The organism is Stenotrophomonas sp. STEN014, from assembly GCF_056760315.1.
In genome coordinates this window covers 111756-135936 of the sequence record NZ_JBRREN010000001.1, presented here as the reverse complement: position 1 = coordinate 135936, position 24181 = coordinate 111756, and the positions used below count along the sequence as shown (strand labels likewise).

At 67.3% G+C, this 24181-nt stretch carries 19 protein-coding genes; 8 read left to right on the top strand and 11 right to left on the bottom strand.

Going from position 1 to position 24181, the window contains the following annotated elements:
• Positions 1-522 (bottom strand): GNAT family N-acetyltransferase, encoded by a 522-nt coding sequence (locus ACVOMC_RS00545; protein ID WP_481522424.1) that lies wholly within the window; start codon positions 520-522, stop codon positions 1-3.
• A gap of 76 nt (positions 523-598) precedes the next feature.
• The gene (locus ACVOMC_RS00540; protein WP_481522423.1) at positions 599-2584 is read right to left on the bottom strand and encodes a UvrD-helicase domain-containing protein; all 1986 of its coding nucleotides are present in this window, start codon (positions 2582-2584) and stop codon (positions 599-601) included.
• A gap of 143 nt (positions 2585-2727) precedes the next feature.
• Between ACVOMC_RS00540 and ACVOMC_RS00535 the strand changes: the two genes are divergently transcribed.
• The 3 genes from ACVOMC_RS00535 to ACVOMC_RS00525 are packed head-to-tail and all read left to right on the top strand — an operon-like array spanning position 2728 to position 4150.
• Positions 2728-3321, top strand: a complete 594-nt coding sequence (locus ACVOMC_RS00535) for an SEL1-like repeat protein (protein WP_481522422.1) — start codon at positions 2728-2730, stop codon at positions 3319-3321.
• Positions 3311-3487: a hypothetical protein gene (locus ACVOMC_RS00530; protein WP_481522421.1), complete on the top strand. Its 177-nt coding sequence runs from the start codon at positions 3311-3313 to the stop codon at positions 3485-3487. The genes ACVOMC_RS00535 and ACVOMC_RS00530 overlap by 11 nt, the downstream gene beginning before the upstream one ends.
• Before the next feature lie 42 nt (positions 3488-3529).
• A complete protein-coding gene (locus tag ACVOMC_RS00525) occupies positions 3530-4150 on the top strand; it encodes a thymidine kinase (protein ID WP_054659739.1) in 621 nt (206 codons plus the stop codon).
• Between the two features lie 839 nt (positions 4151-4989).
• On the opposite strand, the gene ACVOMC_RS00520 is transcribed toward ACVOMC_RS00525, so the two are convergent.
• Positions 4990-7569, bottom strand: a complete 2580-nt coding sequence (locus tag ACVOMC_RS00520; RefSeq protein WP_481522420.1) for a glycoside hydrolase family 3 protein — start codon at positions 7567-7569, stop codon at positions 4990-4992.
• A gap of 195 nt (positions 7570-7764) precedes the next feature.
• Here ACVOMC_RS00520 and ACVOMC_RS00515 point away from each other — a divergent pair, with 195 nt between their 5' ends.
• On the top strand, positions 7765-8841 hold the full coding sequence (locus tag ACVOMC_RS00515; protein WP_481522419.1) for a LacI family DNA-binding transcriptional regulator: 1077 nt from the start codon (positions 7765-7767) through the stop codon (positions 8839-8841).
• A gap of 92 nt (positions 8842-8933) precedes the next feature.
• Here the strand turns inward: ACVOMC_RS00515 and ACVOMC_RS00510 are convergent, their stop codons facing one another.
• The 6 genes from ACVOMC_RS00510 to ACVOMC_RS00485 form a co-directional block, all read right to left on the bottom strand.
• Positions 8934-10394 carry an MFS transporter gene (locus tag ACVOMC_RS00510; protein ID WP_481522418.1) on the bottom strand — a complete coding sequence of 487 codons (1461 nt, stop codon included), beginning with the start codon at positions 10392-10394 and terminating at the stop codon, positions 8934-8936.
• Positions 10395-10504: 110 nt separating this feature from the next.
• Entirely contained in the window at positions 10505-13150 is a 2646-nt protein-coding gene (locus ACVOMC_RS00505) for a TonB-dependent receptor (protein WP_481522417.1), read from the bottom strand.
• A gap of 286 nt (positions 13151-13436) precedes the next feature.
• The gene (locus tag ACVOMC_RS00500) at positions 13437-15032 is read right to left on the bottom strand and encodes an OpgD/OpgG family glucan biosynthesis protein (protein ID WP_481522416.1); all 1596 of its coding nucleotides are present in this window, start codon (positions 15030-15032) and stop codon (positions 13437-13439) included.
• 82 nt (positions 15033-15114) lie between these two features.
• Complete coding sequence (mutM, locus tag ACVOMC_RS00495) at positions 15115-15927, bottom strand: bifunctional DNA-formamidopyrimidine glycosylase/DNA-(apurinic or apyrimidinic site) lyase (RefSeq protein ID WP_481522415.1); 813 nt, start codon at positions 15925-15927, stop codon at positions 15115-15117.
• Between the two features lie 60 nt (positions 15928-15987).
• A complete protein-coding gene (locus ACVOMC_RS00490; RefSeq protein WP_481522414.1) occupies positions 15988-16329 on the bottom strand; it encodes an EF-hand domain-containing protein in 342 nt (113 codons plus the stop codon).
• The gene (locus ACVOMC_RS00485) at positions 16326-16712 is read right to left on the bottom strand and encodes a hypothetical protein (RefSeq protein WP_481522413.1); all 387 of its coding nucleotides are present in this window, start codon (positions 16710-16712) and stop codon (positions 16326-16328) included. Before ACVOMC_RS00485 ends, ACVOMC_RS00490 begins: the two co-directional genes overlap by 4 nt.
• A 128-nt stretch (positions 16713-16840) precedes the next feature.
• Between ACVOMC_RS00485 and ACVOMC_RS00480 the strand changes: the two genes are divergently transcribed.
• Complete coding sequence (locus ACVOMC_RS00480; RefSeq protein ID WP_481522412.1) at positions 16841-17665, top strand: ABC transporter ATP-binding protein; 825 nt, start codon at positions 16841-16843, stop codon at positions 17663-17665.
• A gap of 62 nt (positions 17666-17727) precedes the next feature.
• The gene (locus tag ACVOMC_RS00475) at positions 17728-18597 is read left to right on the top strand and encodes an acid phosphatase (RefSeq protein ID WP_481522411.1); all 870 of its coding nucleotides are present in this window, start codon (positions 17728-17730) and stop codon (positions 18595-18597) included.
• Between the two features lie 402 nt (positions 18598-18999).
• Here the strand turns inward: ACVOMC_RS00475 and ACVOMC_RS00470 are convergent, their stop codons facing one another.
• On the bottom strand, positions 19000-21261 hold the full coding sequence (locus ACVOMC_RS00470; RefSeq protein WP_481522410.1) for a TonB-dependent receptor: 2262 nt from the start codon (positions 21259-21261) through the stop codon (positions 19000-19002).
• A gap of 170 nt (positions 21262-21431) precedes the next feature.
• Here ACVOMC_RS00470 and ACVOMC_RS00465 point away from each other — a divergent pair, with 170 nt between their 5' ends.
• Together ACVOMC_RS00465 and ACVOMC_RS00460 are read left to right on the top strand one after the other, a co-directional pair.
• Positions 21432-22445, top strand: a complete 1014-nt coding sequence (locus tag ACVOMC_RS00465) for a TIGR00266 family protein (protein WP_481522409.1) — start codon at positions 21432-21434, stop codon at positions 22443-22445.
• A gap of 76 nt (positions 22446-22521) precedes the next feature.
• Complete coding sequence (locus ACVOMC_RS00460; protein ID WP_481522408.1) at positions 22522-23556, top strand: patatin-like phospholipase family protein; 1035 nt, start codon at positions 22522-22524, stop codon at positions 23554-23556.
• Positions 23557-23602: 46 nt separating this feature from the next.
• On the opposite strand, the gene ACVOMC_RS00455 is transcribed toward ACVOMC_RS00460, so the two are convergent.
• A complete protein-coding gene (locus tag ACVOMC_RS00455; RefSeq protein ID WP_054660213.1) occupies positions 23603-24088 on the bottom strand; it encodes an Lrp/AsnC family transcriptional regulator in 486 nt (161 codons plus the stop codon).
• Between the last annotated feature and the right edge of the window lie 93 nt (positions 24089-24181).

Genomic DNA, 24181 nt, shown 5'->3' with positions numbered 1-24181 from the left:
TCAGTTCACGGCATTGACCAACAGCAGCAGCGGTTCGTCCTTGCCCGGCAACAGCACGGTGCCGTCACTACGGAAACCGAGCTTTTCCAGCAGCGCCACCGAGCGGGCGTTGTCCGGCGACACGACCGCGCGCAGCTCGCCCAATCCCAAGGTGTTGCGCGCGTAGTCCAGCACCGCTCGTGCCGCTTCCAGCGCATACCCCTGGCCGGTGTAGGCGCCCAGCAGGGCGTAGCCAAGATCGGCACAAGGCAGACCGTCACGTCGCACCAGTCCGGCATTGCCCAGCCAGGCGCCGTCGCTGCGCCGCTCGATGGCGTACATGCCGAAGCCATGCGTGGCATAGCTGCTGAAGGTGTGATTGCGCAGGTAATCGCGCGCCTGCTCCAGCGTACGCACGCCGCGGTCACCGATGTACTGGTGGAAACCCGGGTCGTTGAGCAGCTCCAGCATCGCCGCCGCATCGGCCGCGTCATCACGCAGCGGCCGCAGCCGCAGACGTTCGGTCTGGATCACCATCGTCATCGGACATGCCCGGGTTGAACGCCCCCTGAAAACTGCCGCCGACGCGGGCGGCTGGCAAGTGCCATCAGCCGGCGGCTCAGTCGAACAGCGCCTCGATCGCCGCCAGTCCGGCCTTGGCGCGCTCCTGCTTGTGTGCGGCATCGGCGACTGGATCGGCGCCATCGCGCTGGATCTCGGCCGCCGGCAGCTCGGCGAAGAAGCGGCTGGGCTTGAGCCGGATGTGCTCGCCGAACTTGCGGGTGAGCTTGCTGTAGCTCATCCACAACTGCACCTTGGCGCGGGTGATGCCCACATACAGCAGGCGCCGCTCCTCCTGCAGATTGCCCTCGTCCAGGCTGACCTGGTGCGGCAGCACGCCATCCTCGCAGCCGACGATGAACACGTAGGGAAACTCCAGGCCCTTGGACGCGTGCAGGGTCATCATCCGCACCTGGTTGCCGCCATCGTCCTTGTCGTTGCGCGAGATCAGCGCCAGCTGCGCGGCCATGTCGGCGGCACTGGCGCCGCGCGGGCCGCTCTCGAACCACGACGCCAGCTCCTCGATGTTGCCGGCACGGCGCTCGTAGCTGCTGGTGTCCTTGGCCTGGTTGCGCAGCTCCGACAGCAGCCCCGAATCCTTGGCCACGCGCCGCACCAAGTCGCCCGAACTCAGCTGCCGCATGTCCATGCGCAGCGCGCGCAGGATGTCGGTGAACTTGCTCAGGCTGTTGGCCGCCCGCGGTGGCAGCTGCGCCAGCGCGCCCATCGCCTCGGCGGCCTGCGCCATCGGCATGTCCTTGGCCGAGGCCAGCTCGGCCAGCTTGGCCAGGGTGGTGGCACCGACATCGCGCTTGGGCGACTGCACCGCGCGCATGAACGCGGTGTCATCGTCCGGATTCACGATCAGCCGCAGCCACGCCAGCGTGTCTTTGACCTCCTGCCGTTCCAGGAACACAGTGCCGCCGTTGAGGTGATACGGCACACCGACCAGCTGCATCGCCTTTTCCAGCGGCCGTGACTGGAAGTTGCCGCGGAACAGGATGCAGAAATCGCTCCACGGAATGCGCCGGCTGGTGGCCAGGAAATGGATTTCCGCGGCGACCTTCTCGGCCTCGTGCTCGGAGTTGCGGCATTCCCACACGCGGATGCGCTCACCATCGGCCTGGTCGGACCACAGCGTCTTCAGGTGCTCGTGCGGATTGTGTGCGATCAGCGCATTGGCCGCGCGCAGCACGCGGTTGGAGCAGCGGTAGTTCTGCTCCAGCTTGATGATCTGCAGCGCCGGATAGTCCCGGCCCATCTGCTGCAGGTTTTCCGGATTGGCGCCGCGCCAGGCGTAGATCGACTGGTCGTCATCGCCCACGCAGGTGAAGTTGCCAGCCGGCCCGGCCAGCTGCTTGAGCAGGCGGTACTGGGCATCGTTGGTGTCCTGGCATTCGTCCACCAGCAGGTAGCCGATGCGCTCGCGCCAGGCCAGGGCAATGTCCGGGTTCTCTTCCAGCACCTGCACCGGCAGCCGGATCAGATCATCGAAATCCACCGCGTTGAAGGCGGTCAGCCGTGCCTGGTACAGCGCGTAGACCATCGCCGCGTTCTTCTCGCGGCTGCTGCGCGCCGCCGTCATCGCCTGCTCCGGCGACAGCCCCGCATTCTTGGCGCGCGAGACCAGGTTTTTCACGTCCTCGATGTCGTCGGGCTTAGCATTGCTGCCGCCGAGCAGATCCTTGATCTGCGCGGCCGCATCGTCGGCGTCGAAGATCGAGAAGCTGCGCTTCAGGCCGACATGCTGGTGCTCGATCTGCAGGAACTTCAGCCCCAGCGCGTGGAACGTGCAGATCGTCACCTCGGCCGCATCCTCGACGCGCAGACGCTTGGCCACACGCTCGCGCATCTCCTTGGCCGACTTGTTGGTGAAGGTGATCGCCGCGATGCGCTTGGCCGGATAGCGGCCGATGCCGATCAGATGGGCGATTTTCTCCACGATCACGCGCGTTTTGCCGCTGCCGGCACCGGCCAGCACCAGCAACGGCCCCTGGGCATGGAGCACGGCAGCACGTTGGGGAGGATTGAGCTTGTCGAGCATGAGCGGTTCCACAGGCAGACGGCCATTTTAGCCAGCCCAGGCCGACCCGGCCTGTACCGGGGGAATGAATGGAGGGCAGCGCCATTGCCCACTAGCGGGTGTGCTAGGTTTGGCCGGTCACCGACATGATCCGGAGCCTGACCATGCCGTCTGTCCGCCCTGTTGTTGCAACACTGCTGCTGGCCTGCCTGGGGGCTCCGCCGCCGCTGACCGCTGCGGACAGCGAAGGACCGTCAATCCACATGGACGAGGACCTGCTCATGGCCGGCCTGGCGAACAGCCACGGAGACCTGTACTTCCGACGCACGGCCCAGCTCTCCCTGGAGGCCGGCAGAAACGACCAGGCGATGCGCCAACTCAAGCGGGCGGCTCATTTCGCCGACAAGCCGTCCCAGGCCCTGGTGGCTGAAATCCTGTGGAATGGCTCACACGGCCAGCCACAGGACCGGCCGGCGGCCTACGCATGGATGGATCTGGCCGCCGAACGGGGTTACCCCGAGCTGCTGCGCCTGCGTGAGGCCTACTGGGCGGCCCTGTCTCCGGCCGAGCAGGCCCAAGCGCTGGCCGTGGGTCGCAAGTTGTATGAACGCTATGGCGATGATGTCTCTCGCCCGCGTCTGGCGAGGCAACTGCGCCGGCAGCAATACCGGGTTTGCCGGCGGGGTCACCATCCTGGCCCTGTCACCGGGGGGCAGTGGCGTCCGGCGTGCGGCGGCGAGCACGGGAATGGAAGGTGACAATTTCGCCCCGGTGGTAACCATCGCCGGAAGCCGCTTTTATGCACCCCATTACTGGAAGCCTGAACTGTATTTCCAGCATCAGGACCGCAACTGGCGCGTCGGCGTGAGCGAGCAACCCATCGGCTCGACCGAGGTCGGTCCCCTGACACCGGTCAAACGCTGACTGCGCCACGAGCCCCCTCCCATGTCGCGGTAAAATCCCGCCATGGCCAAGCTCTATTTCTATTATTCGGCGATGAATGCCGGCAAGACCACCACCCTGCTGCAGTCGGCGCACAACTACCGCGAGCGCGGCATGCGGGTGGCGATCCTGACGCCGCATCTGGACCACCGCGCCGGTACCGGCATGGTCGCCTCGCGGATCGGCCTGCAGGCGCAGGCCACCGCCTTCGAGCGCGATACCGACCTGGAGAAGCTGATCCAGCAGGACATCGCCGCCCACGGCAGGCTCGGCTGCGTACTGGTGGACGAGGCGCAGTTCCTGAGCAAGGCGCAGGTCTGGCAACTATCCGAGGTGGTCGACCAGCTGCGTATTCCGGTGCTGTGTTACGGGCTGCGCACCGATTTCCGCGGCGAGCTGTTTGAAGGCAGCCAGTACCTGCTGGCCTGGGCCGACGAGATGCAGGAGATCAAGACCATCTGCCACAGCGGCAAGAAGGCGACGATGACCGTGCGCGTGGACGAGAACGGCTTTGCCGTGCAGGACGGCCCGCAGGTGGAGATCGGCGGCAACGAGCGCTATGTGTCGGTGTCGCGTGCCGAATTCAAGAAGATCACCCGTGGCGAAGGCCGGATCGACCCGATGCAGGCGCCGCTGCCGTTGTAGGTACGAGGGCACCCCGCACCCGGAGCCACGGGGAATGCCCATGCGTGGCGCGTCCCGCATCTACGGTTTCGGGATTTCCAGGGCGACCTGTTCCGCCGCCGGGTCGCACGTGGCGCAGCCCATGCCGGCGGCGTTGCCGGCGCCGCAGCGCTGGACCCGCCCGCAGTCCACTTGCATCGGCTGCGGGTAGGCGTCCGGATCGATGCCGGTGGCGTTGACCTTGCCCGCCCAGTCGCCACGCCTCCTGCCGCGGGGAGCACGCGGGCTGGCGTAGTGCACGCCATCGACGTAGCAGCGGATCTCGTCCTGTTCCTACTACAGCGCGTAAACGGGGAAGCCGTCAGCCGGGCTCGCGCCGCCGGGCAGCAGGTGCCAGGTGCCGGCATGCACGTTGGCGGCCGGCCGTAGTGGAGGGTGCCGTACACGCGCGTTTCCGGAGTCCCAGGCACGGCGCCAGGCATGTCCGCGGGCATGGCCCGGTTCACCGCCTCCAGGGTGTCGATCTGGAAGCGGCCGAACGTCCGCTCCTCGCCCCTGGGTACGCTGCCGCGCCGAGGCATACGCAGCGTGGCCGTGGCACCACCGCGATCTTGCGACGATGCCGGGCCGGTCCTGGTTTCGCGGCGCGCGACGACGTGCAGCAGCCCATCGGCCCGCCAGGCGTTGGGGCCCGGCGGGCAGTCGCGGGCGGGGTGCAGCACTGCTGCTCGTGGTTGCCGCCGCCCCAGCAGGTGTCTTCCAGCTCCCACTTCGACAGTTCGATGGCCGGGCCATCGAACTCCTCCTGCCACATCAGCTCCCAACATGGCGGCGCGGCCTGCGCGGCGCCGCCAGCAGCTTCAAGGCGTCGGGCATTCGATCTTCCGGTCGTAGTCGGTGCCGATGCTCACCCTGGCCAGCGACAGGCGCAGGCCGGCGCTGCCGCGCAGGGCGAACGGCATGTCCAGCCTGGCGGTGTCGGCGCCGGTGTCGCGCAGGCACTTGAGCGGCACGCCAAGGCGCGCCCACTGGCCCTGCGGCAGCTTGGCCAGCGCATTGCCGATGGCGAGCTCGCCGCTGCAGCCGGTGCCGCAGGTGGCGAGGTAATCCACCTTGGCGCCGGCCGGCAGCGCATCGACCCGCACGTTGGCGATCGCCAGTACGTCGCCGTTGGTTTCCCGCACCAGGTCCAGTGGCATATTCGCGCGCAGCTCGAGGCGGCCGGGACCGTTGAACGCGAACTGGCGCGCGCCTTCCTGCACCTCGGTGTTGACTGCGGTCATCACCACCGACCCATCGGTGGTCGCCGCGTTGGGATGCACGATATCCATCGCTTCGCCGTCGGCGCCGGTCAGCCGCAGGACCAGGCCGGTGGTCGCCACGCCGCGATCGAACCAGACGCTGGTGCGCGAGGCGTCCGGGTCGATGCCCGGGTCCTCGGACAACGCCGCCAGGTCGCCATTGTCGGCGTAGGTAAGGCCATAGCCGTAGGCGAACTGCGGGTCGTAGTCCTTCTGGCCGACGTTGTTGGCGTACTGGTCGGCGCGGCGCGGCCAGGAGAAGCTCAGCTTGCCGTGGAAGTCGTATTGCACGCCGCCGTCGGGCCGGCGCAGCAGCACATCGGCGACGCCCGCGCCTTCCGAACCCGGCAGCCAGGCGGCGACGAAGGCGTCGGCGGCGTTGATCTCGCGGTTCATCCACAGCGGTCGGCCGCTGAGGAACACCGCCACCACCGGGATGCCGTCGGCCTTGAGCTTCCTGATCAGTTCCAGGTCGCCCGACTTGCCGCCCTTGAACATCAGGTCGGGCAGGTCACCTTGGAACTCGGCGTACGGCTCCTCGCCAAACACCACCACCGCCACGTCCGGCCTGGCCTGGTAGCGGCCATCGACGGCCAGCTCGGCCTTGCCGCCGGCCGCTTCCACCTGCGCCTTCAGCCCGTCCCAGAGGGTGTCGGCGTTGGGGAAATCGGCGCGCTTTGTGCCGTCGCCCTGCCAGGTCAGCGTCCAGCCGCCGGCCTGCTGGGCCATGTTGTCGGCGCCGCCGCCGGCCACCAGCACGCGCTGCTTCGGCGCCAGCGGCAGCACGCCCCCCTGGTTCTTCAGCAGCACCAGCGATTCGCGCACCGCCCGGCGCGCCACAGCGCGGTGTTCCGGGGCGCCCAGCAGCTCGAACCTGCCGCCCAGCGCGCGCGCCGAGGGCTTCGGTTTCTCGAACAGGCCCATGCGGAGCTTGGCGCGCAGGATGCGTCGCACCGCATCGTCCAGCCGCGCCATCGGCAGGGTGCCGTCCTTCGCATGGGCCAGGGTGCTTTCGTACATGCCCTTCCAGCTGTCCGGCGCCATCGCCATATCAAGGCCGGCGATGTAAGTCTGCGCGCAATCGGTGTTGCTGCAGCCCTTGACCTGGCCGTGGCCGTTCCAGTCGCCGACGACGAAACCACCGAACTGCATGCGCTGTTTCAGCACGTCGGTCAGCAGCGGCTTGTGGCCGTGCATCTTCTCGCCGTGGAAGCTGTTGAACGAGGCCATCACCGACTGCGCGCCGGCGGCGATCGCCGGCACGTAGCCGGCGGCATGGATGTCGCGCAGCTGCGCTTCGCCGACCGTGGTGTCGCCCTGGTCCTTGCCGTTGTCGGTGCCGCCGTCGCCGAGGAAGTGCTTGACCGTGGTCATCACATGGTGGTCGTCGAGGAAATCGGCGGCGCCGACCTTGCCCTGCAGGCCCTCGACGAACACCCCGGCGTAGCTGGCCACCAGCGCCGGATCTTCCGAATAGCCTTCGTAGGCGCGGCCCCAGCGGTCGTCCTGGGGCACCGCCACGGTCGGCGCGAAGGTCCACTCCATGCCGGTGGTGCGGGTCTCGGCGGCGGTGATGCGGGCGATCTCACGCAGCAATTCCGGATTGCGTGTGGCGCCGAGGCCGACGTTGTGCGGGAACAGCGTGGCGCCGACCACGTTGCTCTGGCCGTGCATGGCGTCGATGCCCCAGATGATGGGGATCGCCTTGCCGCCGCCCCGGGTATCCATCGATGCCTCCCAGAAGGCATCGGCCAGCGCCAGCCATTCGGCCGGGCTGGCGTTGTACCTGCCGCCCGGATCGGAGCCGCCGCCGGCCAGGATCGAGCCGAGCCGATACCTGCGCACGTCCTCGGGGGTAACGCTGGCGATATCGCCCTGCACTACCTGGCCGACCTTCTCCTCCAGCGTCATCGCCGCCACGAGCGCGTCGATGCGTTTTTCCATCGCCGGGTCCAGCGCCAGTGGCCAGGCCGGCTGCGGCCAGTGCGCGGGGTCGATGCGGACCGGTGCGGCGGCGTCCTTCGATGCCGATGCGGCAACGACAGGCGCGCAGGCCAGCGCCAGCGCGACGCCAAGCAGGAGCGGGCGCAGCCGTCGACGATCTGTGCGGGGGCGGGAGTGTGGAAGGCTGGGCTTCATGGGCGAGGGTCTTCCTGGACGGAGGGCTGGAGGAACGCACGATTGTGCAGAACACCATGACAGCGTTGTCAGGCAGCTGCAGAATAGCGCCAGTGCGCGATGATGGCTTGCTGCATAGCGGCACGCCGCATTGCGGATAAAGTTGCACCTGTATCCATGTGCGTTGGCACCTGCCAGGCGGAAACCGGGAACCATATGACTGGCAAGAAACGGGCGGCGGCCGAATCCACGCAGGCGACCGCCGGCAAGCCCGGACGCGTGCGCATCGAGGACGTGGCGGCGACGGCGGGCGTGTCGATGAAGACCGTCTCGCGCGTGCTCAACAACGAACCGAACGTATCCGAGCGCACTCGCACGCTGGTCGAGGCGGCGGTGGAGCAGCTGCGCTACCGGCCGCTGCCGTCGGCGCGCGTGCTGGCGGGTCGGCGCTCGTACCTGGTGGCCATGCTGTTCGACAACCCGTCCTCGAACTACCTGATGGAGATCGAGCTGGGCGTGCTCGACGCCTGCCAGGCGCAGCACTACAACCTGATGCTGGCGCCGCTGGTGTACGACGCGGCGGACATCGTCGGCAAGGTCGAATCGCTGATCATGCAGTCGCAGCTGGACGGTATCGTGCTCACCCCGCCGCTCACCGACGATACCGCGCTGCTGGAACGGCTGGTCGACCTGGGCATTCCGTACTCCAGCATCTCGGCCAAGGAGCAGAACCGGCATGTCGGCGTGGTGGTGGACGAGATCGGCGCGGTCTGCGCGCTGATGGCGCACCTGGCCGCGCTCGGGCACACCCGCATCGCGCACATCAAGGGCCATGCCGCGCACGGCGCCGCCATGTGGCGCCTGGCCGGCTACCGCGAAGGTCTGCGCCGGGCAGGCTTGCGCTACGAGGCCGCGCTGGTGGTGGATGGCGAGTTTTCCTACGAATCCGGCTATGCCGGGGCCAGTGCGCTGCTGGACCTGCCCGATCATCCCACCGCCATCTTCGCGGCCAATGACGATATGGCCGCAGGTGTCATCTGTGCCGTCTGCGAGCGCGGCCTGTCTGTCCCCGGGGACATCTCGGTCTGCGGCTTTGATGACACGCCTATCGCCCGGCAGATCTACCCGGCACTGACCACCGTGCGCCAGCCTACCCGTGAAATGGGGAAGCTGGCCGCCGCCGAACTGCTCAAGGAAATCCGCGAGATGGGCAGCGGTGGCGTGGTGGACGTGGCTTACACCTTGCAGGTGCGGCGTTCAACCGGACCGGTGAAACAGCGGGCACCGAAATAGGCGGGGAACCCATGGAACAGGCCGTACGCACCGGCGCTTGCCTGGGCACGGCCTCTGGCTCCGTTTTTCTTCCACGGGCCCCGCGCTTGAGCTCAATGCCCGCCTTCGGCCGCCAACTGGTCCAGATCGATACCCTGCCGGCGCAAGGTGCGGGTGGCGGCAACGGCGTAGAACGCCAGATAGGCGAAGCACAGCACGCCGACGATGAAGCTGTGATGCACCCCTACCTTGTCGGCCAGCGCGCCCTGCGCCCAGCTGACGAGGCCGCCCCCCATGATCATCATCACCAGCAGGCTGCTGCCTTGGTTGGTGTTGTTACCCAGCCCGGTGATGGCCAGGGTGAAAATACACGGCCACATCGTGCTGCAGAACAGGCCGACACTGATGAAGGCGATCACGCTGAGCATGCCGGTGGTGAACATGCCCACCAGCTGCGCGATGATTCCGCACAACGCGAAATACAGCAGCATCCGCGCCGGATTGCCCTTGCTGGCCAGGGTGGCCAGGATCATCAGCACGATCACCGGCGCATAGTGGTAGAACCGGGATACGTCATGGCCGGAGATCGCATTGACCGCCAGGTACACGCCGAAGGCCACGAACGGCAGAACCAGCATGAGCAACTTCTTTGTCCCCGCCCTGACATCGAAAGCGCCTGCCGCCCCGCCCCAGCGACCGATCATCAGACTGGCCCAGTAAAGCGACACGAACGGCGCGATCAGCGAGGTGTCGATACCCAGCCCCCCCTTCTCTACCGGCAGCTCCAGATAGGCCGGCAGATTGTCGATGGTGGAAACTTCAACGCCGACGTAGAGGAAAATGCCGATCATGCCCATGACCAGCTGCGGGTAGGCGAACGCTGATTTCTTGTGGATCAGCTGGCTGCTGTCCTGCGCCTCGGTTTCGGACAGCTTCTCCAGGTCGAAGTGGTTGGGCACCGAGGAGAATTTCAAGAACAGCGCCACCAGCACGAAGGCCGCGCCCAGCACCAGGTAGGGCGTCTTGACGCTTTCAATGCTGGCCTCGGTATTGCCGGCAGCGACGCTGCCGAAGATGGCGATGCTCACCAGCAGCGGACCGACCGTGGTGCCCAGGTTGTTGATGCCGCCCGCCATGGTCAGCCGCTGCGAGCCGGTGGCCGGATCGCCCATGATGATGGCCAGGGTGTTGGCGGCGATCTGCTGCAGCGAGAAGCCCAGGCCGACGATGAACAGGCCCGACAGCATCAGGGTGAACGAGCCCAGGTTGGCCGCCGGGTAGAACAGCAGCGCGCCCAGCGCCGAGATCAGCAGGCCGATGCAGATGCCGTTCTTGTAGCCGATGCTGTTGAGCACGTCCACGCCCATCGCCTTGGACACGGCGACGTAGATCAGCGAGCCGACCGTGTAGGCGACGTAGAACGCGATCGCCACGTACATGCTCTGCGCCTGGGTCAGGTCGAAGGCTTTCTTGAACACCGGGATCAGGATGCCGTTGCTGGCGGCGACGAAGCCCCAGAAGAAGAACACCGTGATGAGTACACCGAACTGCGACCAGCGGGTTTTTTGGGTCATGGCTCTTCCGTCATGGCGGAATGTTGGCGTCATGCGTGGCGTTGCCCACGCGCATCCGCAACGCGGCGGCCGGCAAAGGCCGGCCGCCGCGGGCGGTCCATCCTGTCACATCAGAACTGGTAGCGCAGACGCAGCCCGTAGCTGCGCGGATCGTTGAGGAAACGCACGTTGATGCCCGACCCGACCAGCGCCTTCTGCGAAATGTCGTTGTCCAGCAGGTTGTTGCCCCAGGCTTCCACGCGCCAGTGTCCGTCCAGCGTGGTCAGGCCGATGCCGGCGTTGACCGTGGTGCGGGCGCGTTGGCGGTCGGGGAAGCCGGCTTCGACGGCGCCTTCGATGTAGTCCACCGTGCCGGCGGTGTCGGAGATGAACACCACGTCGCGGTTGTTGTACTGGGTCAGGTAGTAGGCCGAACGGTATGAGGCCAGCAGCTGCCAGTCCAGGGTGCCGAACGGCAGTTCCATGGTGTGCTGCAGGCGCGCATTGAAGGTTAGCTTCGAGGCCAGCGGCAGCTCGTTGCCGGACAGGTCGATAATCGAGGTGATGCCGCCGGCGCCGTAGTTCTGGCTGCGCACGTCGGCCACCTTGCCTTCCTTGATCTCGCTGTCCAGCCACAACGCGTTGAGGTTCAGCATCACGTTGCCGGGGAAGCGCAGCACGCTTTCCAGCTCGACGCCGTACACCACCGACTTGCCGACGTTGCGGTTGACCAGGGAGTAGCCGGTGGCCTCGCCGGTGGACGGATTGGTGGCGATCACCGCCAGGTCCTGGAACACCTGGTCGCTGTAGTCGTAGTAGAAACCGCTGGCGTTGAAGGTGGAGGTGCGGCCCAGCATCTGGAACGAGTTCTTGCTGCCGATCTCGTAGGCGACGATGGACTCGGGCTTGAACGTCTCCGGGATCTCCTTCGGATCGAAGGTGTCGTTGAAACCGCCGGCCTTGTGGCCGCTGGAGATCAATCCGTAGAGCAGGCTGTCGTCGGACACGTCGAACTCGAAGCCCACGCGCCAGTCGGTGAAGTTGAACTTGCTCTTACCGAACTGCTGCGCCGGGATGCCGCTGACCTGCACCCAGCTCTGGTAGGGGCAATCGACGGTGTCGCCGCCGATGTCCGGGCGGTCCACGCAGCCGAACGCGCCGCCATTGGGTACGTCGCCGATCTGCTGCTGGATGGTGTCGTTGCGGCCATGGGCGAGGATGCCCTGCAGCAGGAAGCGCGCCATCTCCGCCTGCGAGGTGATGTTGCTCACGTCGAAATTGGGGCGCTTCATGAACGCCGGCTCGAAGCCCGGCGTACCGAGACGGGTGGAGAAATCGCCGCCTTCGCCCGGCAGGCCCAGCGCCCAGTTGCCGCCGATGCCGTAGCGCGACTTCTCTTCTTGGGTGTAGCGCAGGCCGCCCTTCAGGCGCAGGCGGTCGGTGACGTCGAAGGTGCCATCGGCGAACGCGGCCGAGGAACGGCCGTTGACCTTGGGCATGGTGAATTCAGTGCCCGAATACCACCTGCCCTTGTCCACCAGCGACAGGTAGCCAACCTGCTGGTCCTCGTTGAAGTGGAACAGGCCGGTGGTCCAGCGCAGGCGCGTGTCGTCGGCCGAGGACAGGCGCAGCTCGTGGATGTAGGACTGCGACTGGGTCATCCAGTACTGGGTGGAATAGTTGTCGTAGTCGACGCCGCCGGGATTGGCGGGCGAGACCGGCTCGATGTTGCGGTCCGGCCACAGGATGCCTTCGCTCTGCGCGTTGGTCTGGCGGTAGTCGACGTCGCGGTAGCTGGCGTTGTATTCCAGCGCCACCGGGCCGAAGTCATAACTGACGTTGGTCTGCGCGCCCCAGTTGGTGCTGTCCAGCGTGCCCTGGGCGCCGCGGTAGACGATCTTGCGCAGGTCCAGGTCCTCGGGCAGGTAGCCGGCCTTGGCGGCGGTGTAGACCGTGGCGCCCGGGTAGCCGGTGCCGCCTTCCTTGCCCATGTCGGCCATGGCGAACACCGACAGCTTGTCGTCGGGCTGGTACAGGAACGACACGCGCGCGCCGTGCTCGTCCTGGATGCCGGCCGGGTCAAGCTCCTGCATCCTGCCGGCGTTCTCGAACGACGAATCCTTCTCGACCTGGTAGCCGGCCACGCGGATCGCGGCCCAGCCGCCCAGCGGCATGTTCAGCGCGAACTCGCCGCCGCGGTGGTCGCGGTTGCCCGCCTCGGCCTGCACGTAGCCACCGAATGCCTCCAAATCCGGGCGCTTGGTGATGATGTTGAGCGTGCCGGCCAGTGCGTTGCGGCCGCGCAGCGTGCCCTGCGGGCCTTTGTTGATCTCCACGCGCTCGATGTCATAGAACATGCCGCCCAGGCCGCGCGGGCGCGGGATGTAGGCGCCGTTGATGTGCGGCGCGGCGCCCGGATCGCCCAGCTCGGTGTTGTTGGACGAGCCGACGCCGCGGATGAAGATTTCCAGGTTGCCCTCCTGGTTGGCCATGCTCAGGCCCGGCACCAGCGCCTGGATGTTGCGCAGCTCGTTGTTGATGCCCAGCGCGCGGGTGTCCTCGGCGGAGATCGCCTGCGCGGTGCCGGCGTACTTCTGCAGGTCCTGTTCCCGCCGCTCGACGGTGACGATCACCGCGTCGAGCGTGGAGGCATCGCGGGTTTCGGTCTTGCCCTCCTCCTGCACCGATTGCGCGGCGGCGGGCAATGCGGTGGCGGTGGTGATCAGTGCAGCGAAGATCGCGCGTGCAAGCGCGTGTTGCCGGCATTGGCTGGTCATCTGGTCTCTCTCCCCAAGACTTTCGGAATGTTTGTGACGGCGTGGTGGCCGGCGAAGGTCGTTTTACGCGCCACCTGACAACGCTGTCAATCAGCCGGATGGAGAAAGCCCGCGCGAGGCCTCGTGCAGCGGCAAGCCGCGGAACAGGAAGGGATTTATCGCTGCAATGCAGCATGAAAAAGGCGGGGGCAGCGCGCGCCGATGGCGCCGCCCGCCGCGGCGGCAGGCAGCCGGTCCATCCCGTGCGGCGCCCCGATGGGCGGCCGCGGATCGGCGCCAACGCGGATCAGTAGAGCGTGCGCTGCTCCGCCGGCGGCGGGCTGTACTGGTACAGCCACGTTTCGGTCAGGGTCTTGCCGCCGCTGCGCAGGTACAGGCGGATATCGATCTGCTGCGTGCCGTCGTCGGGCGGCACCAGGTCGAACATGGCGCGGTAGCCCTTGATCTCGCGCAAGGGGCGCGCCGAGACGACTTCCACGCGGCCGCGGCTGGTTTCCACCACCGCCTCGACCTCGCCCTTGTCGATCAGGCCGGCCAGTTCGCCGCCTTCGAAATCCACCGCGAAACGCCACGAGAAATACTCGCGCTTCTTGCCGATCACTCCACCAAGACCCGTACGGCTGGCCACGCAGTGCGCCAGTGGCGGGCGGGCCGGCGGCTGCGCGCCCCAGTACAGGCGATAGCCGACCAGCAACTCCTGGCCGGGCTGCGGCTTGGCCTTGGGGTTCCAGAACGCGACGATGTTGTCGAAGGTCTCATCGACCGTGGGAATCTCCACCAGCTGCACCGAGCCTTCGCCCCATTGCCCCTTCGGCTCCACCCACAGGCAGGGGCGCTTCTCGTAGAACACGCCGTCGTCCTGGTAATGGTCGAAGTTGCGGTCACGCTGCAGCAGGCCGAAGCCGCGCGGATTGTGGTCCACGAACATGTTGAAGCGCAGGTGGGCCGGGTTGCACAGCGGCCGCCAGATCCACTCGCCCGCGCCGTTCCACATCGACAGGCCATCGGTGTCGTGGATCTCCGGGCGCCAGTCCCAGCCCATGCGGCGGTCGTTCTCGCCGACCTGGTACATGCTGGTGCACGGCGCGATGCCGAGGCGCTCGATCTCCCTGCGCGGATACAGCGCGCTGTCGATGTCCATCAGCAGCACCTCGCCATTGGTGATGGCGAAGCGGTAGGCGCCGGCCACGCTGGGCGAATCCAGCAGACCATAGACGACGATGGTGTCCGAATCGGCGCTGGGCTGTTCCAGGTAATAGGCGATGAAGTCCGGGAACTCCTCCGGGCGGCCCAGACCGGTATCGATGGCCAGGCCACGCGCCGATTGTCCGTACTGGCCCTCCTTGCCCACGGCGCGGAAATAGCTGGCGCCGAGGAAGGCAGCGAAATCGCGATCGGTATCGGTGCGGGTGTTCAGGCGGAACCCGGCAAAGCCCAGATCGGCCGGCAGCTGGCTGCCGTTGATGCCGCTGTTGCCGTAATCGAATGCCGCGCCGTCATAGGCCAGCTCCTGCGCCTGGCCATCGACCACATCGAACATGCGGACCGGCGAATGGAAGTACAGGCCCAGATGGAAGAACCTGGCCTGGAATTTGCCCGGCTGATCGGCCCACAACGCATGGTCCTGCCGGTAACGGATGGACTGGTACTGGTCCCAGTCCAGCTTCTCCACCGCCGGCGGCAGCACCCGTTTGTGACTGCGATACGGCGCCTGTGCCAGCGCGCGCGCCTGGCCCTTGAGCGTGGCGAAGTCGAACGGCTGCGGCTGGCCGATACGGCGCAGACCCTGTTGCTGGGGGCTGGCGGCGCAGGCAGGCAACGCGGGCAGGCCGAAGGCGGCCAGCGCCAGCGAGGCACGACGGAGGAAATCGCGGCGGTGCATGCAGTCATCCGTGGCAGGAGGTTGCGCATGATAGGCACAGCCCGCCTAACCGTACGCTGGATGGAAGCCCGCCTCCGCCCGCTCAGCGTTGGCAGTGCCCACACCAGACGGTGGCCCGCTGGCCGATGGCGGCGTAGCGCAGGTCGCGCCCGCACTGCTTGCAGGTCTGGCCTTCCCGTCCGTACACCAGCAACTCCTGTTCGAAGTAGCCCGGGGCTCCGTCGGGGCTGATGAAATCGCGCAGGGTGGTACCGCCCCGCACAATGGCGTAACCGAGGATCTGTTTCACCGCATCGGCCAGCCGCTGGTAGCGCGCGCGAGAGACCTTGCCCGCCTCGCGCAACGGGTTGATGCCGGCCATGAACAGGCTCTCGGCCGCGTAGATGTTGCCCACGCCGACCACGATGCGCTGGTCCATCAGGAAGGTTTTGATCGATGCGCTGCGGCCACGGCTGCGCGCGAACAGGTAGTCGCCATCGAAGTCCCCATCGAGTGGCTCCGGTCCCAGATCGCGCAGCAGTTCATGGGTTTCACCCACCGGCTGCCACAGCAGGCAGCCGAAACGGCGTGGATCGTTGAAGCGCAACACGCGGCCGTCCTCCAGACTGAGGTCGACATGGTCGTGCGTGCGCACCAGCGTGTCGCCGGGCAGCACCCGCAGGCTGCCGGACATGCCCAGATGCAGCAGCGCGCTGCCGGCCGCGGTATCCAGCAGCAGGTACTTGGCGCGGCGTCGGATCGCAGCAATACGCTGGCCCGGCAACTGTGTTTCGACTTCGGCCGGGATCGGCCAGCGCAGGTCCGGCCGGCGCAGGATCACGCCATGGATGCGCCGGCCCTGCAGGTGCGGCTCCAGGCCGCGGCGGGTGGTTTCGACTTCGGGTAATTCGGGCATGCGGAATTCTCTTTCGGTGCAGTTGCTTGCCGCTCAGACGGCTGGCGTGGGCGCACGCACTCAGCGCGGCGGCGCCATCAGTTCACGGGCGCTGAGGTAGCCGTCACCGTTGGCATCCTGGCGGGTGAAACGGGACAGGATCACCTGCCGCTGTTCTTCGCGGGTGATCGGCTTGCCGCGGCCGCCGGGCTGTTCGGCCGGCTCCAGCACGCCATCGCCATTGCGGTCCATGCGGTCGAAGGCGTACAGCATCCACTGCAGGTATTCGTCCGGGCTGACGCGGCCATCGCCATCGCTGTCCATCCGCTGCAGGTACTGGCTGGTGTCCTGCACCTGCGCCATGGCCGACAGCGCGGCCAACAGCAGGCCGGGCCCGAGGAGAAAAAACGGTCGTGTCTTCATGCGGTACCCGGCGGATAGTCTTTTAGCCGTGCGGCATGCGCCGGCAATGCCGCGCTGCCGCTGGCTTGGGCCTCATGGCATCGCTGCCGCCGCTGGTGCCGGCGCTTGGCCGCAGGGTGGCTGCGCGCTTCCAGCAATGCCGACAGGCGCGCGCTATGCTCCACCGGCAACGTGAGGTGCCGTTGGATCCAGTCCTGCGCCGTGCCGCGGCAATGCTGCTTGATGTCCGCCTGCTGCGGGCGGGAATCCACCCCGCGGTGGGCCGGACTGCGGTGCAGGTACAAGGTCGCCGCGAAGAGGATCCGCTGGGTGGCCGCCAGCAGCCCCCATCCGCCCCGTCCGGTGAGGCCGCGGCAGAGGAAGTCGATAACGGTGGGGGACATTGCGCAGCTCCGGGCCGGTCGATGGCAGATGAAACCAGTGGTTCCATGATGGCGCCTGCCGCTGCAAACTGCATCCGCCCGGGACGCCGTCCCGCGTCCAACCCGTCCGCTGCCCCGTCCTGTCCTGCATGTCCATCGCACCTGCCGCTGGCGCGGCCCCGTTGATCGAACTGGACCAGGCCTGCGTCATCCGTGGCCAGGTCCGCGTGCTGCATGAGCTGAATCTGCGCATCGAGCAGGGCCAGCACACCGCGATCCTGGGGCCGAACGGCTGCGGCAAATCCTCGTTCATCAAGCTGATCACGCGCGAGCTGTACCCGCTGGCGCGCGGCGACGGCCAGCTGCCGGTGAAGGTGATGGGCCAGGCCCGCTGGCAGGTGGACCGGTTGCGCGCGCAGCTGGGCATCGTCACCGGCGATCTGTCCGGCAACCTGGCCGACATGCCCGGGCTGGGCGTGGAGGAGGCGGTCATTTCCGGCTTCTTCGCCAGCTACGTGGTACCGCCGCATCGCGACATCACCCCGGCCATGCGCGAGCGTGCCCGGCAGGCGCTGGAACTGGCCCGCGCCCTGCCACTGCTGGGCCGCGGCTATGCCGAACTGTCGGCCGGGGAAACCCGCCGCGTGCTGATCGCCCGGGCACTGGTCAACCAGCCCCACGCACTGCTGCTGGACGAACCGTCCACCGGACTGGACCTGGTCTCGCGCCAGCACCTGGTGGAGACCATGCGCCACCTCGCCCAGCGCGGCATCACCCTGGTGCTGGTCACCCACCACATCGAGGAAGTGATTCCGGAGATCGAACGGGTGGTGCTGATGAAGGGGGGACGCATCTTCGCCGACGGCCACCGTGCGGACCTGCTGCGGCCCGGACCACTGTCGGAGGTGTTCGGCGGGCGCATCGAGGTGCGCGAGGAGCATGGCCGGCTGAGCGCCTGGGCCTGCGCCGGCTGATCCCCGGCGTGGCGCGAGGGTGCGATCATGCCGCCTGTTCCACCGCTCCGGTCACCGTCGCAATGTCCTTTTCCTCCCGTTTCCCACGCCTGGGCGCCGTCTTCGTCCTGGCCACCACACTGGGCGCCTGCGCCAGCACGCCCGCCCTCGTCGACACCCCCGCGCCGGCCATACCGTCGGCCACCACCGCAGACGCCGGGGCGGCGCCGCCGGTAACCGGCTATCTGCATGGTCCGGCCATCCCCGACAGTCTGGCGCTGAGCCCGCCGCCGCCCGCACCCGGATCGGCCGCCGCCGCACTGGACACGGCTGTCGCCGCCCAGGCGCTGGCCCTGCACGGCAGCGCGCGCTTTGCGCAGGCGCACATCGATGCCGATCTCAGTTTTCCGGCCGGCGCCAACCAGTTCAGCTGCGCGCTGGGCGTGACGGTCGATACACCGCACACCCCGGCGCTGTACCGCCTGCTTGAACGCAGCCGCATCGACGCCAGCGCAGCCACCAAGGCCGCCAAGCACCACTACCAGCGGCCGCGTCCGTTCATGGTCAACCAGCAGCCGACCTGCACCCCGGACAGCGAGGACGGCCTGCGTAAGAGCGGTTCCTATCCGTCCGGACACACCGCCATCGGCTGGGCGTGGGCGCTGATCCTGGCCGAAATCGATCCGCAGCACGCCACCGCCCTGCTCCAGCGCGGCCGCAACTACGGCCACAGCCGGCTGGTCTGCAATGTGCACTGGCACAGCGATGTGCTGCAGGGCCAGCGCCTGGGCGCGGCCACCGTGGCGCGGCTGCATGACGACCCGCAATTCAGCGCCGATCTGGCGCTGGCACGGCGCGAACTGCACTACGCCCGCAGCCTGAAGCGGACGCCGCCGCGCGACTGTGCGGCCGAAACGGCGGCGCTGGCGACGGAGCTTTCCGAAGCCCGGTAACGCAGCTTGCAGAAGCTAAAGAGCCGCTTCTGCGGCAGCCTGACCAGGGCCACCGGCCACCATCCGGGCCTGCGCAATGCGGCGCTGGCCCTGCCGGACGGCCACAACACCGGGGCGGCGGTGCAGCACTTACTCGATGCCGGCGTGCCGGCGCCCACGCGCAACGTCGGCGTGCCGTTCCACGCCCCGCAGCTTCGGCGAGGTGAGCCCGGCCCACCACGGCCACTTCCAGAAATTCACTACCGAGGTCGGCCTCATCACCCGGCGCGACATCCTCTACATCCTCTACATCCGCCACCGTGCGGCACAACGCCTTGCACGGCGGGCAACGAGCCGACGGCCGCATGCACGCAGGGCGCGGCATGCCGCGCCCTGCGTGTTTCACTCCTTCAACCGCAACGCTCAGAACTTGGCGGTGAACTCCACGCCGTAGGTGCGCGGTTCGTTGAGGAAGCCGGTGAGGTTGTTGAAGTCGATCGCCCCGACCACGCGGGTCTGGTTGGTCAGGTTGCGGCCGAACACCGCCACGTCGTACTGGCCGTAAGCCCAGTTGTAGCCCACCCGCAGGCCGCCCTCCAGCGAGCTGCGGCTGCGGAACTCCGGCGATTCGTAGAGGAAGAAATTGACCGGGCTGCGATAGGCCCAGTCGGTATAGGCATACAGCTCGCTGGCATCGGTGAGCGGGAAGCCGGCACGCAGGGTCAGGTTGTGGATCCACTTGGGCGCCTGCGGCAGCGGGTTGCCGTTGACCAGCGCATAGGTGCCGCCGTTGATGATCGTGGTCGGATCGGTGATCGTGCAGCCGCCGCCGCAGATCGCCACGGCCAGATCCTTGTCCTTGATCTGCGTGTCGTTGTAGCTGCTGCCCAGGGTCAGCAGCACGGTGTCGGTCAGGTAGGCCTCGAAGTCGAGCTCCGCGCCCTGGCCGATGGTCCTGTCGGCATTGAGCAACGTGGCGGTGTTGTTGGCCCCTCCCACGGCGATCAGCTGCTGGCCATCGACGTGGTAACGGAACACGTTGAAGCCCAGCCGGGCGCGACGGTCGAACAGGTCGGCCTTGATACCGGCTTCATAGGAGATCACCGTCTCCGAATCGGCCTGCGAGACGCCACCGAAGGCCAGCCGGCCCTGGATCGACGGCGCGCGGAAGCCCTTGGCCGCCCGGGCATAGACGTTGAGGTTGTCGTTGAGCTGGTAGACGCCACTCAGGTCCCAGCTGACATCATCCACATCGGTATTGGCGATGTACGGGCCACTGACAGGAGTACCGAACGGCACGGCCTGCAGCACGCTGGCGGTGAAATCCTTTTTGTCCTGGGTGTAGCGCACGCCGCCACGCAGCTTGAACTTCTGGGTCACGTCGAAATCGCCGGAGGCGAACACCGCCCACGCCTTGTTGCGCTGGCTCTGCACGGCGTGGCCGGTCTGCGGATTGCCCGGGCTCAACGAGTCGTAGTTGAAGCTGTCGATGGTGACGTCTTCATCGAAATAGAACACGCCGGCCTGCCAGTCGAAACGGCCCCACTCGTTGGATTCGACGCGGAATTCCTGGGTGATCTGGCGGTGGTCGGGCAGGCCGTCCATCGATTCGGCGGCAAACGGGATGAAGCCCGGGCCGGACAACGGCAGGAAGGCGGCGCCATAGCCGCCATCGATGTCGCCACGGTTCTGCGATTTGGCCGTTTCATAGCCGCTGATCGAGTACAGCGTGAGCTTGCCCAGATCCCATTTCAGGCGGGCGCTGCCACCCCAGGTTTCCAGCTCGGAATAGTTCACGCCATCGAGCGCGACCTTGTCACGGTCGAAATCCTCGACCAGCGCGTTGCTGCCCGGCTGGAGGATGTTGGCGCGGAACAGGCGCGCGGTGCCGTTGAGCTTGCGCTTGTGCAGGTTGAACAGGCCTTCGAAGGCATCCCCCTCGTACAGGAACTGCACGCGGGCGGCCGCTTCGTCATAGCCTTCGAAGCCGTCGCTGGGCGCGTTGGCCAGGGTGTTGTCGACGTAGTCGTCGCGCCGCTGGTACAGCGCCGACACCCGCGCCGACCAGCGATCGGTCAACGGACCGCCGTAGGCGCCCTGCGTGTTCCAGGTGTTGTAGCTGCCGTAGCCGACCTTCAGGTAGCCATCGGCGTCCTGCGCCGGACGGGCCGAATCGAACTTGACCACGCCGGCCGGGGTGTTGCGGCCGAACAGCGTGCCCTGCGGGCCGCGCAGCACTTCCACGCCGGCCAGATCGAACAGCGGGAAACCCTTCAGCAGCGGGTTTTCCTGTACCACATCGTCATACACCAGCGACACCGGCTGCGAGGCGTTGAGATCGAAATCGGTGTTGCCCAGGCCGCGGATATAGAACCGCGGGAACGCACGGCCATAGGACGACTCGATGTTCAGGCTGGGCACGCGCGCGGACAGGAAGCGGATGTCATCGCCGGCCGAGCCGAGCACATCGAGCTTCTCGCCCTGGATGGCGGTGATCGAGACCGGCACGTCCTTGGCGTTTTCCACACGACGCTGCGCGGTGACCTGCAGCGTATCGAGGGCGACGGCCTCCTTGGCCGGGGGGACGTCCTGGGCGGCGGCGGTCAACGGCAGCACGGCCAGCACAGCGACAAACAGCGGATGCGCAGCCGGCAGTCGGCCGCGGACGGTACGGGTCGGAGTCATGGCGGAGAAGGACCTGTTGGAGGAATGGGAACTGCGCCTGGCACGGGATTGTTGCAGCGCGGAATTCATGCCGCAAATCCCTAGCATTCAGCCGCATGACCTCTGTCAGCGGCGTGAAAGGCCGGCTATGCCTAGACTTGGCTTCCTCATCCCTTACCAGGCAAAGCGCCATGACCCAGTGGTATTTCCATGTTCCCGGCCAGGCCGACCGCATCGGCCCGCTTGACGAGACCGCCGCGCGCCAGTTCGCGCAGGGCAATCACCAGGCGCTGGCCTGGCGCGAAGGCATGCAGGGCTGGCTGGCGGTGGGCCAGTTGCCCGAGTTGGGCGGCCAGGCCGCGCCGCCGCCGATGCCGCCGCCGCTGGGGGGCAGCCGCCCGCGCGCCGACGACATCGACTTCCGCATCGTCGGCCATGAGATGCAGTTCGTCGAAATCGAGCTGGATCCGGGCGAAAGCGCGATCGCCGAAGCCGGCGCGCTGATGTTCAAGGATGCGGCGGTGCAGATGGACACCGTGTTCGGCGACGGCCGCCACGAGGGCCAGGGCGGCGGCTTCATGGACAAGCTGATGAGCGCCGGCAAACGCGTGATCACCGGCGAAAGCCTGTTCGCCACGCTCTACACCCACACCGGCCAGGGCAAGGCGAAGGTGGCCTTTGCCGCGCCCTATCCCGGCACCGTGCTGCCGATGAAGCTGGACGAACACGGCGGTAAGCTGATCTGCCAGAAGGACAGCTTCCTGGCCGGTGCGCGCGGCGTGCAGGTCGGTGTGCAGCTGCAGCGCAAGGTGATGACCGGCCTGTTCGGCGGCGAGGGTTTCATCATGCAGAAGCTCGAAGGCGATGGTTGGGTGTTCGTGCATGCCGGTGGCTGCGTGGTCGAACGCGAACTGGCTGCCGGCGAGCGGCTGGATGTGGATACCGGCTGCGTGGTCGCCTATCACGCCAGCGTGGACATGGACGTGCGCCGCGTGGCCGGCATCAAAAGCATGGTCTTCGGTGGCGAGGGCGTGTTCCTGGCCACCCTCACCGGACCGGGCAAGGTGTGGTTGCAGTCGCTGCCGTTCTCGCGCCTGGCCGGTCGCATGTTCGCCGCCGCGCCGCAGGGCGGTGGCCAGAGCCGCGGCGAAGGCTCGGTGCTGGGCGGCCTGGGGCGGCTGCTGGACGGCGACAACCGGTTCTAAACGGGGAGCACGGGGGCCGGCGTCGGCAAGGCGCGAAGCGCTATGCTGGCGCCCTTTCCGACGCCCCCTGTTAATCATGAAAGCGCGCACTTCCCGCCTGCTGCTGTCCCTTTCCCTGCTTGGCCTGCTGGCCGCCTGCGGCGGTGAGAACGTCAAACCCGCCGCACCGGCGGTGGCCGCGCCGGTGACCCCGGTCAAGCCGGTGAAGATTGGCGTGGCGCTGGGCGGCGGCGCGGCCAAGGGTTTTGCCCATATCGGCGTGATCAAGATGCTTGAGGCCAACGGCTTCGAGCCGGTGGTGGTGTCCGGCACCAGCGCCGGCAGCGTGGTCGGCGCGCTCTATGCCAGCGGCATGAACGCGTTCCAGATGCAGCAGAAGGCGGTGGCGCTGGATGAAGCCAGCATCCGCGACATCCGACTGTTCTCCGGTGGCCTGGTGCAGGGCCAGAAGCTGCAGGACTACGTCAACACCCAGGTCGGCAACAAGCCGGCCGAGCAGCTGAAGAAACCGTTCGCCGCGGTCGCCACCCAGCTGGAGACCGGCGACCGCGCGGTGTTCGTGCGCGGCAATGTCGGCCAGGCGGTGCGCGCCTCCAGCTCGATTCCCGGCGTATTCGAGCCGGTCAGCATCGGCGGCAAGACCTTCGTCGATGGCGGCGTGGTCAGCCCGGTGCCGGTGGACGCGGCACGCCAGCTCGGTGCCGAGTTCGTGATCGCGGTGGATATCTCCAGCCGCGCCACCGGCCAGCGCCCGAGCGGCCTGCTCGGCGCGGTTGGCCAGTCGATCACCATCATGGGCCAGCGGCTGGGCGAGCAGGAACTGGCGCGCGCCGATGTGATCATCCGCCCGCAGGTGCTGGATATCGGTGCGGCCGATTTCGAGCAGCGCGGCCGCGCCATTCTGGAAGGCGAGAAGGCCGCCATGGCGGCGATGCCGCAGATCCGGGCCGGGGTCGCCCGCCTGCAGCAGGCGCGTGTCGCCAGCGCACGCAGCGCCGATGCCCGCGCCGCGGCGCTGCAGGCCGAGGCCGTGCAGCGCTGCCAGGACAGCCGCTCGCGCATCGACAAACTGCGCGGCAAGGAAAAGGATTGCGGCGAGCAGGCGCGCTGAGTCCAACCGCCGGCGGGGCGATCATGTGCGTCCCGGGTACCGCCGCTCAGCCCCGTCCCAGCTGTGACAGTGGCAGCGCGCGGAATTCCTTCACCGCGCGCAGCACGAAGCTGGAATTGACGTCGGCCACACCGGCGGCGTTGAGAAGCTTGTCCAGCAGGAACGCGGAGAAGTGGTCCAGATCGCGCACGTAGACGTGCAGCAGGTAATCCATGTCGCCGGTCAGCGCGTGGCAGGCCACCACTTCATCCCACAGCAGCACCGCCTCGACGAAGTGGTCGATCGCCTCCTTTCCATGTTTGGACAGCTGCACCCGTACGAACGCTTGCAGTCCCAGCCCGATCGCGCGCGGCTCCAGGCGGGCGCCGTAGCCGCCGATCACCCCTTCGCTTTCCAGCCGCTGGATCCGGCGCAGACACGCCGACGGTGAAAGGTTCACCAGGGCCGCCAGCTCGGCGTTGGTGGCGCGGCCCTGCTGCTGGATTTCGGCCAACAGCCGAAGATCCGTTCGGTCAAACATGACTGGACCCATCTTTGTTGCTCCGCAACATTGGATACGCGCAACAATATTGCGTCACAAAGCCGCAGGGTCGCAACTTTGCACACCTGTTGCGCGGCCTCGTCC

Coding starts and splice junctions, on each gene's coding strand:
- ACVOMC_RS00520 (WP_481522420.1), bottom strand. CDS start 7,569: ATGAAGCCCAGCCTTCCACACTCCCGCCCCCGCACAGATCGTCGACGG.
- ACVOMC_RS00525 (WP_054659739.1), top strand. CDS start 3,530: ATGGCCAAGCTCTATTTCTATTATTCGGCGATGAATGCCGGCAAGACC.
- ACVOMC_RS00505 (WP_481522417.1), bottom strand. CDS start 13,150: ATGACCAGCCAATGCCGGCAACACGCGCTTGCACGCGCGATCTTCGCT.
- ACVOMC_RS00500 (WP_481522416.1), bottom strand. CDS start 15,032: ATGCACCGCCGCGATTTCCTCCGTCGTGCCTCGCTGGCGCTGGCCGCC.
- ACVOMC_RS00485 (WP_481522413.1), bottom strand. CDS start 16,712: ATGTCCCCCACCGTTATCGACTTCCTCTGCCGCGGCCTCACCGGACGG.
- ACVOMC_RS00475 (WP_481522411.1), top strand. CDS start 17,728: ATGTCCTTTTCCTCCCGTTTCCCACGCCTGGGCGCCGTCTTCGTCCTG.
- ACVOMC_RS00540 (WP_481522423.1), bottom strand. CDS start 2,584: ATGCTCGACAAGCTCAATCCTCCCCAACGTGCTGCCGTGCTCCATGCC.
- ACVOMC_RS00460 (WP_481522408.1), top strand. CDS start 22,522: ATGAAAGCGCGCACTTCCCGCCTGCTGCTGTCCCTTTCCCTGCTTGGC.
- ACVOMC_RS00515 (WP_481522419.1), top strand. CDS start 7,765: ATGACTGGCAAGAAACGGGCGGCGGCCGAATCCACGCAGGCGACCGCC.
- ACVOMC_RS00455 (WP_054660213.1), bottom strand. CDS start 24,088: ATGGGTCCAGTCATGTTTGACCGAACGGATCTTCGGCTGTTGGCCGAA.
- ACVOMC_RS00535 (WP_481522422.1), top strand. CDS start 2,728: ATGCCGTCTGTCCGCCCTGTTGTTGCAACACTGCTGCTGGCCTGCCTG.
- ACVOMC_RS00545 (WP_481522424.1), bottom strand. CDS start 522: ATGACGATGGTGATCCAGACCGAACGTCTGCGGCTGCGGCCGCTGCGT.
- ACVOMC_RS00510 (WP_481522418.1), bottom strand. CDS start 10,394: ATGACCCAAAAAACCCGCTGGTCGCAGTTCGGTGTACTCATCACGGTG.
- ACVOMC_RS00490 (WP_481522414.1), bottom strand. CDS start 16,329: ATGAAGACACGACCGTTTTTTCTCCTCGGGCCCGGCCTGCTGTTGGCC.
- ACVOMC_RS00465 (WP_481522409.1), top strand. CDS start 21,432: ATGACCCAGTGGTATTTCCATGTTCCCGGCCAGGCCGACCGCATCGGC.
- ACVOMC_RS00530 (WP_481522421.1), top strand. CDS start 3,311: ATGGAAGGTGACAATTTCGCCCCGGTGGTAACCATCGCCGGAAGCCGC.
- mutM (WP_481522415.1), bottom strand. CDS start 15,927: ATGCCCGAATTACCCGAAGTCGAAACCACCCGCCGCGGCCTGGAGCCG.
- ACVOMC_RS00470 (WP_481522410.1), bottom strand. CDS start 21,261: ATGACTCCGACCCGTACCGTCCGCGGCCGACTGCCGGCTGCGCATCCG.
- ACVOMC_RS00480 (WP_481522412.1), top strand. CDS start 16,841: ATGTCCATCGCACCTGCCGCTGGCGCGGCCCCGTTGATCGAACTGGAC.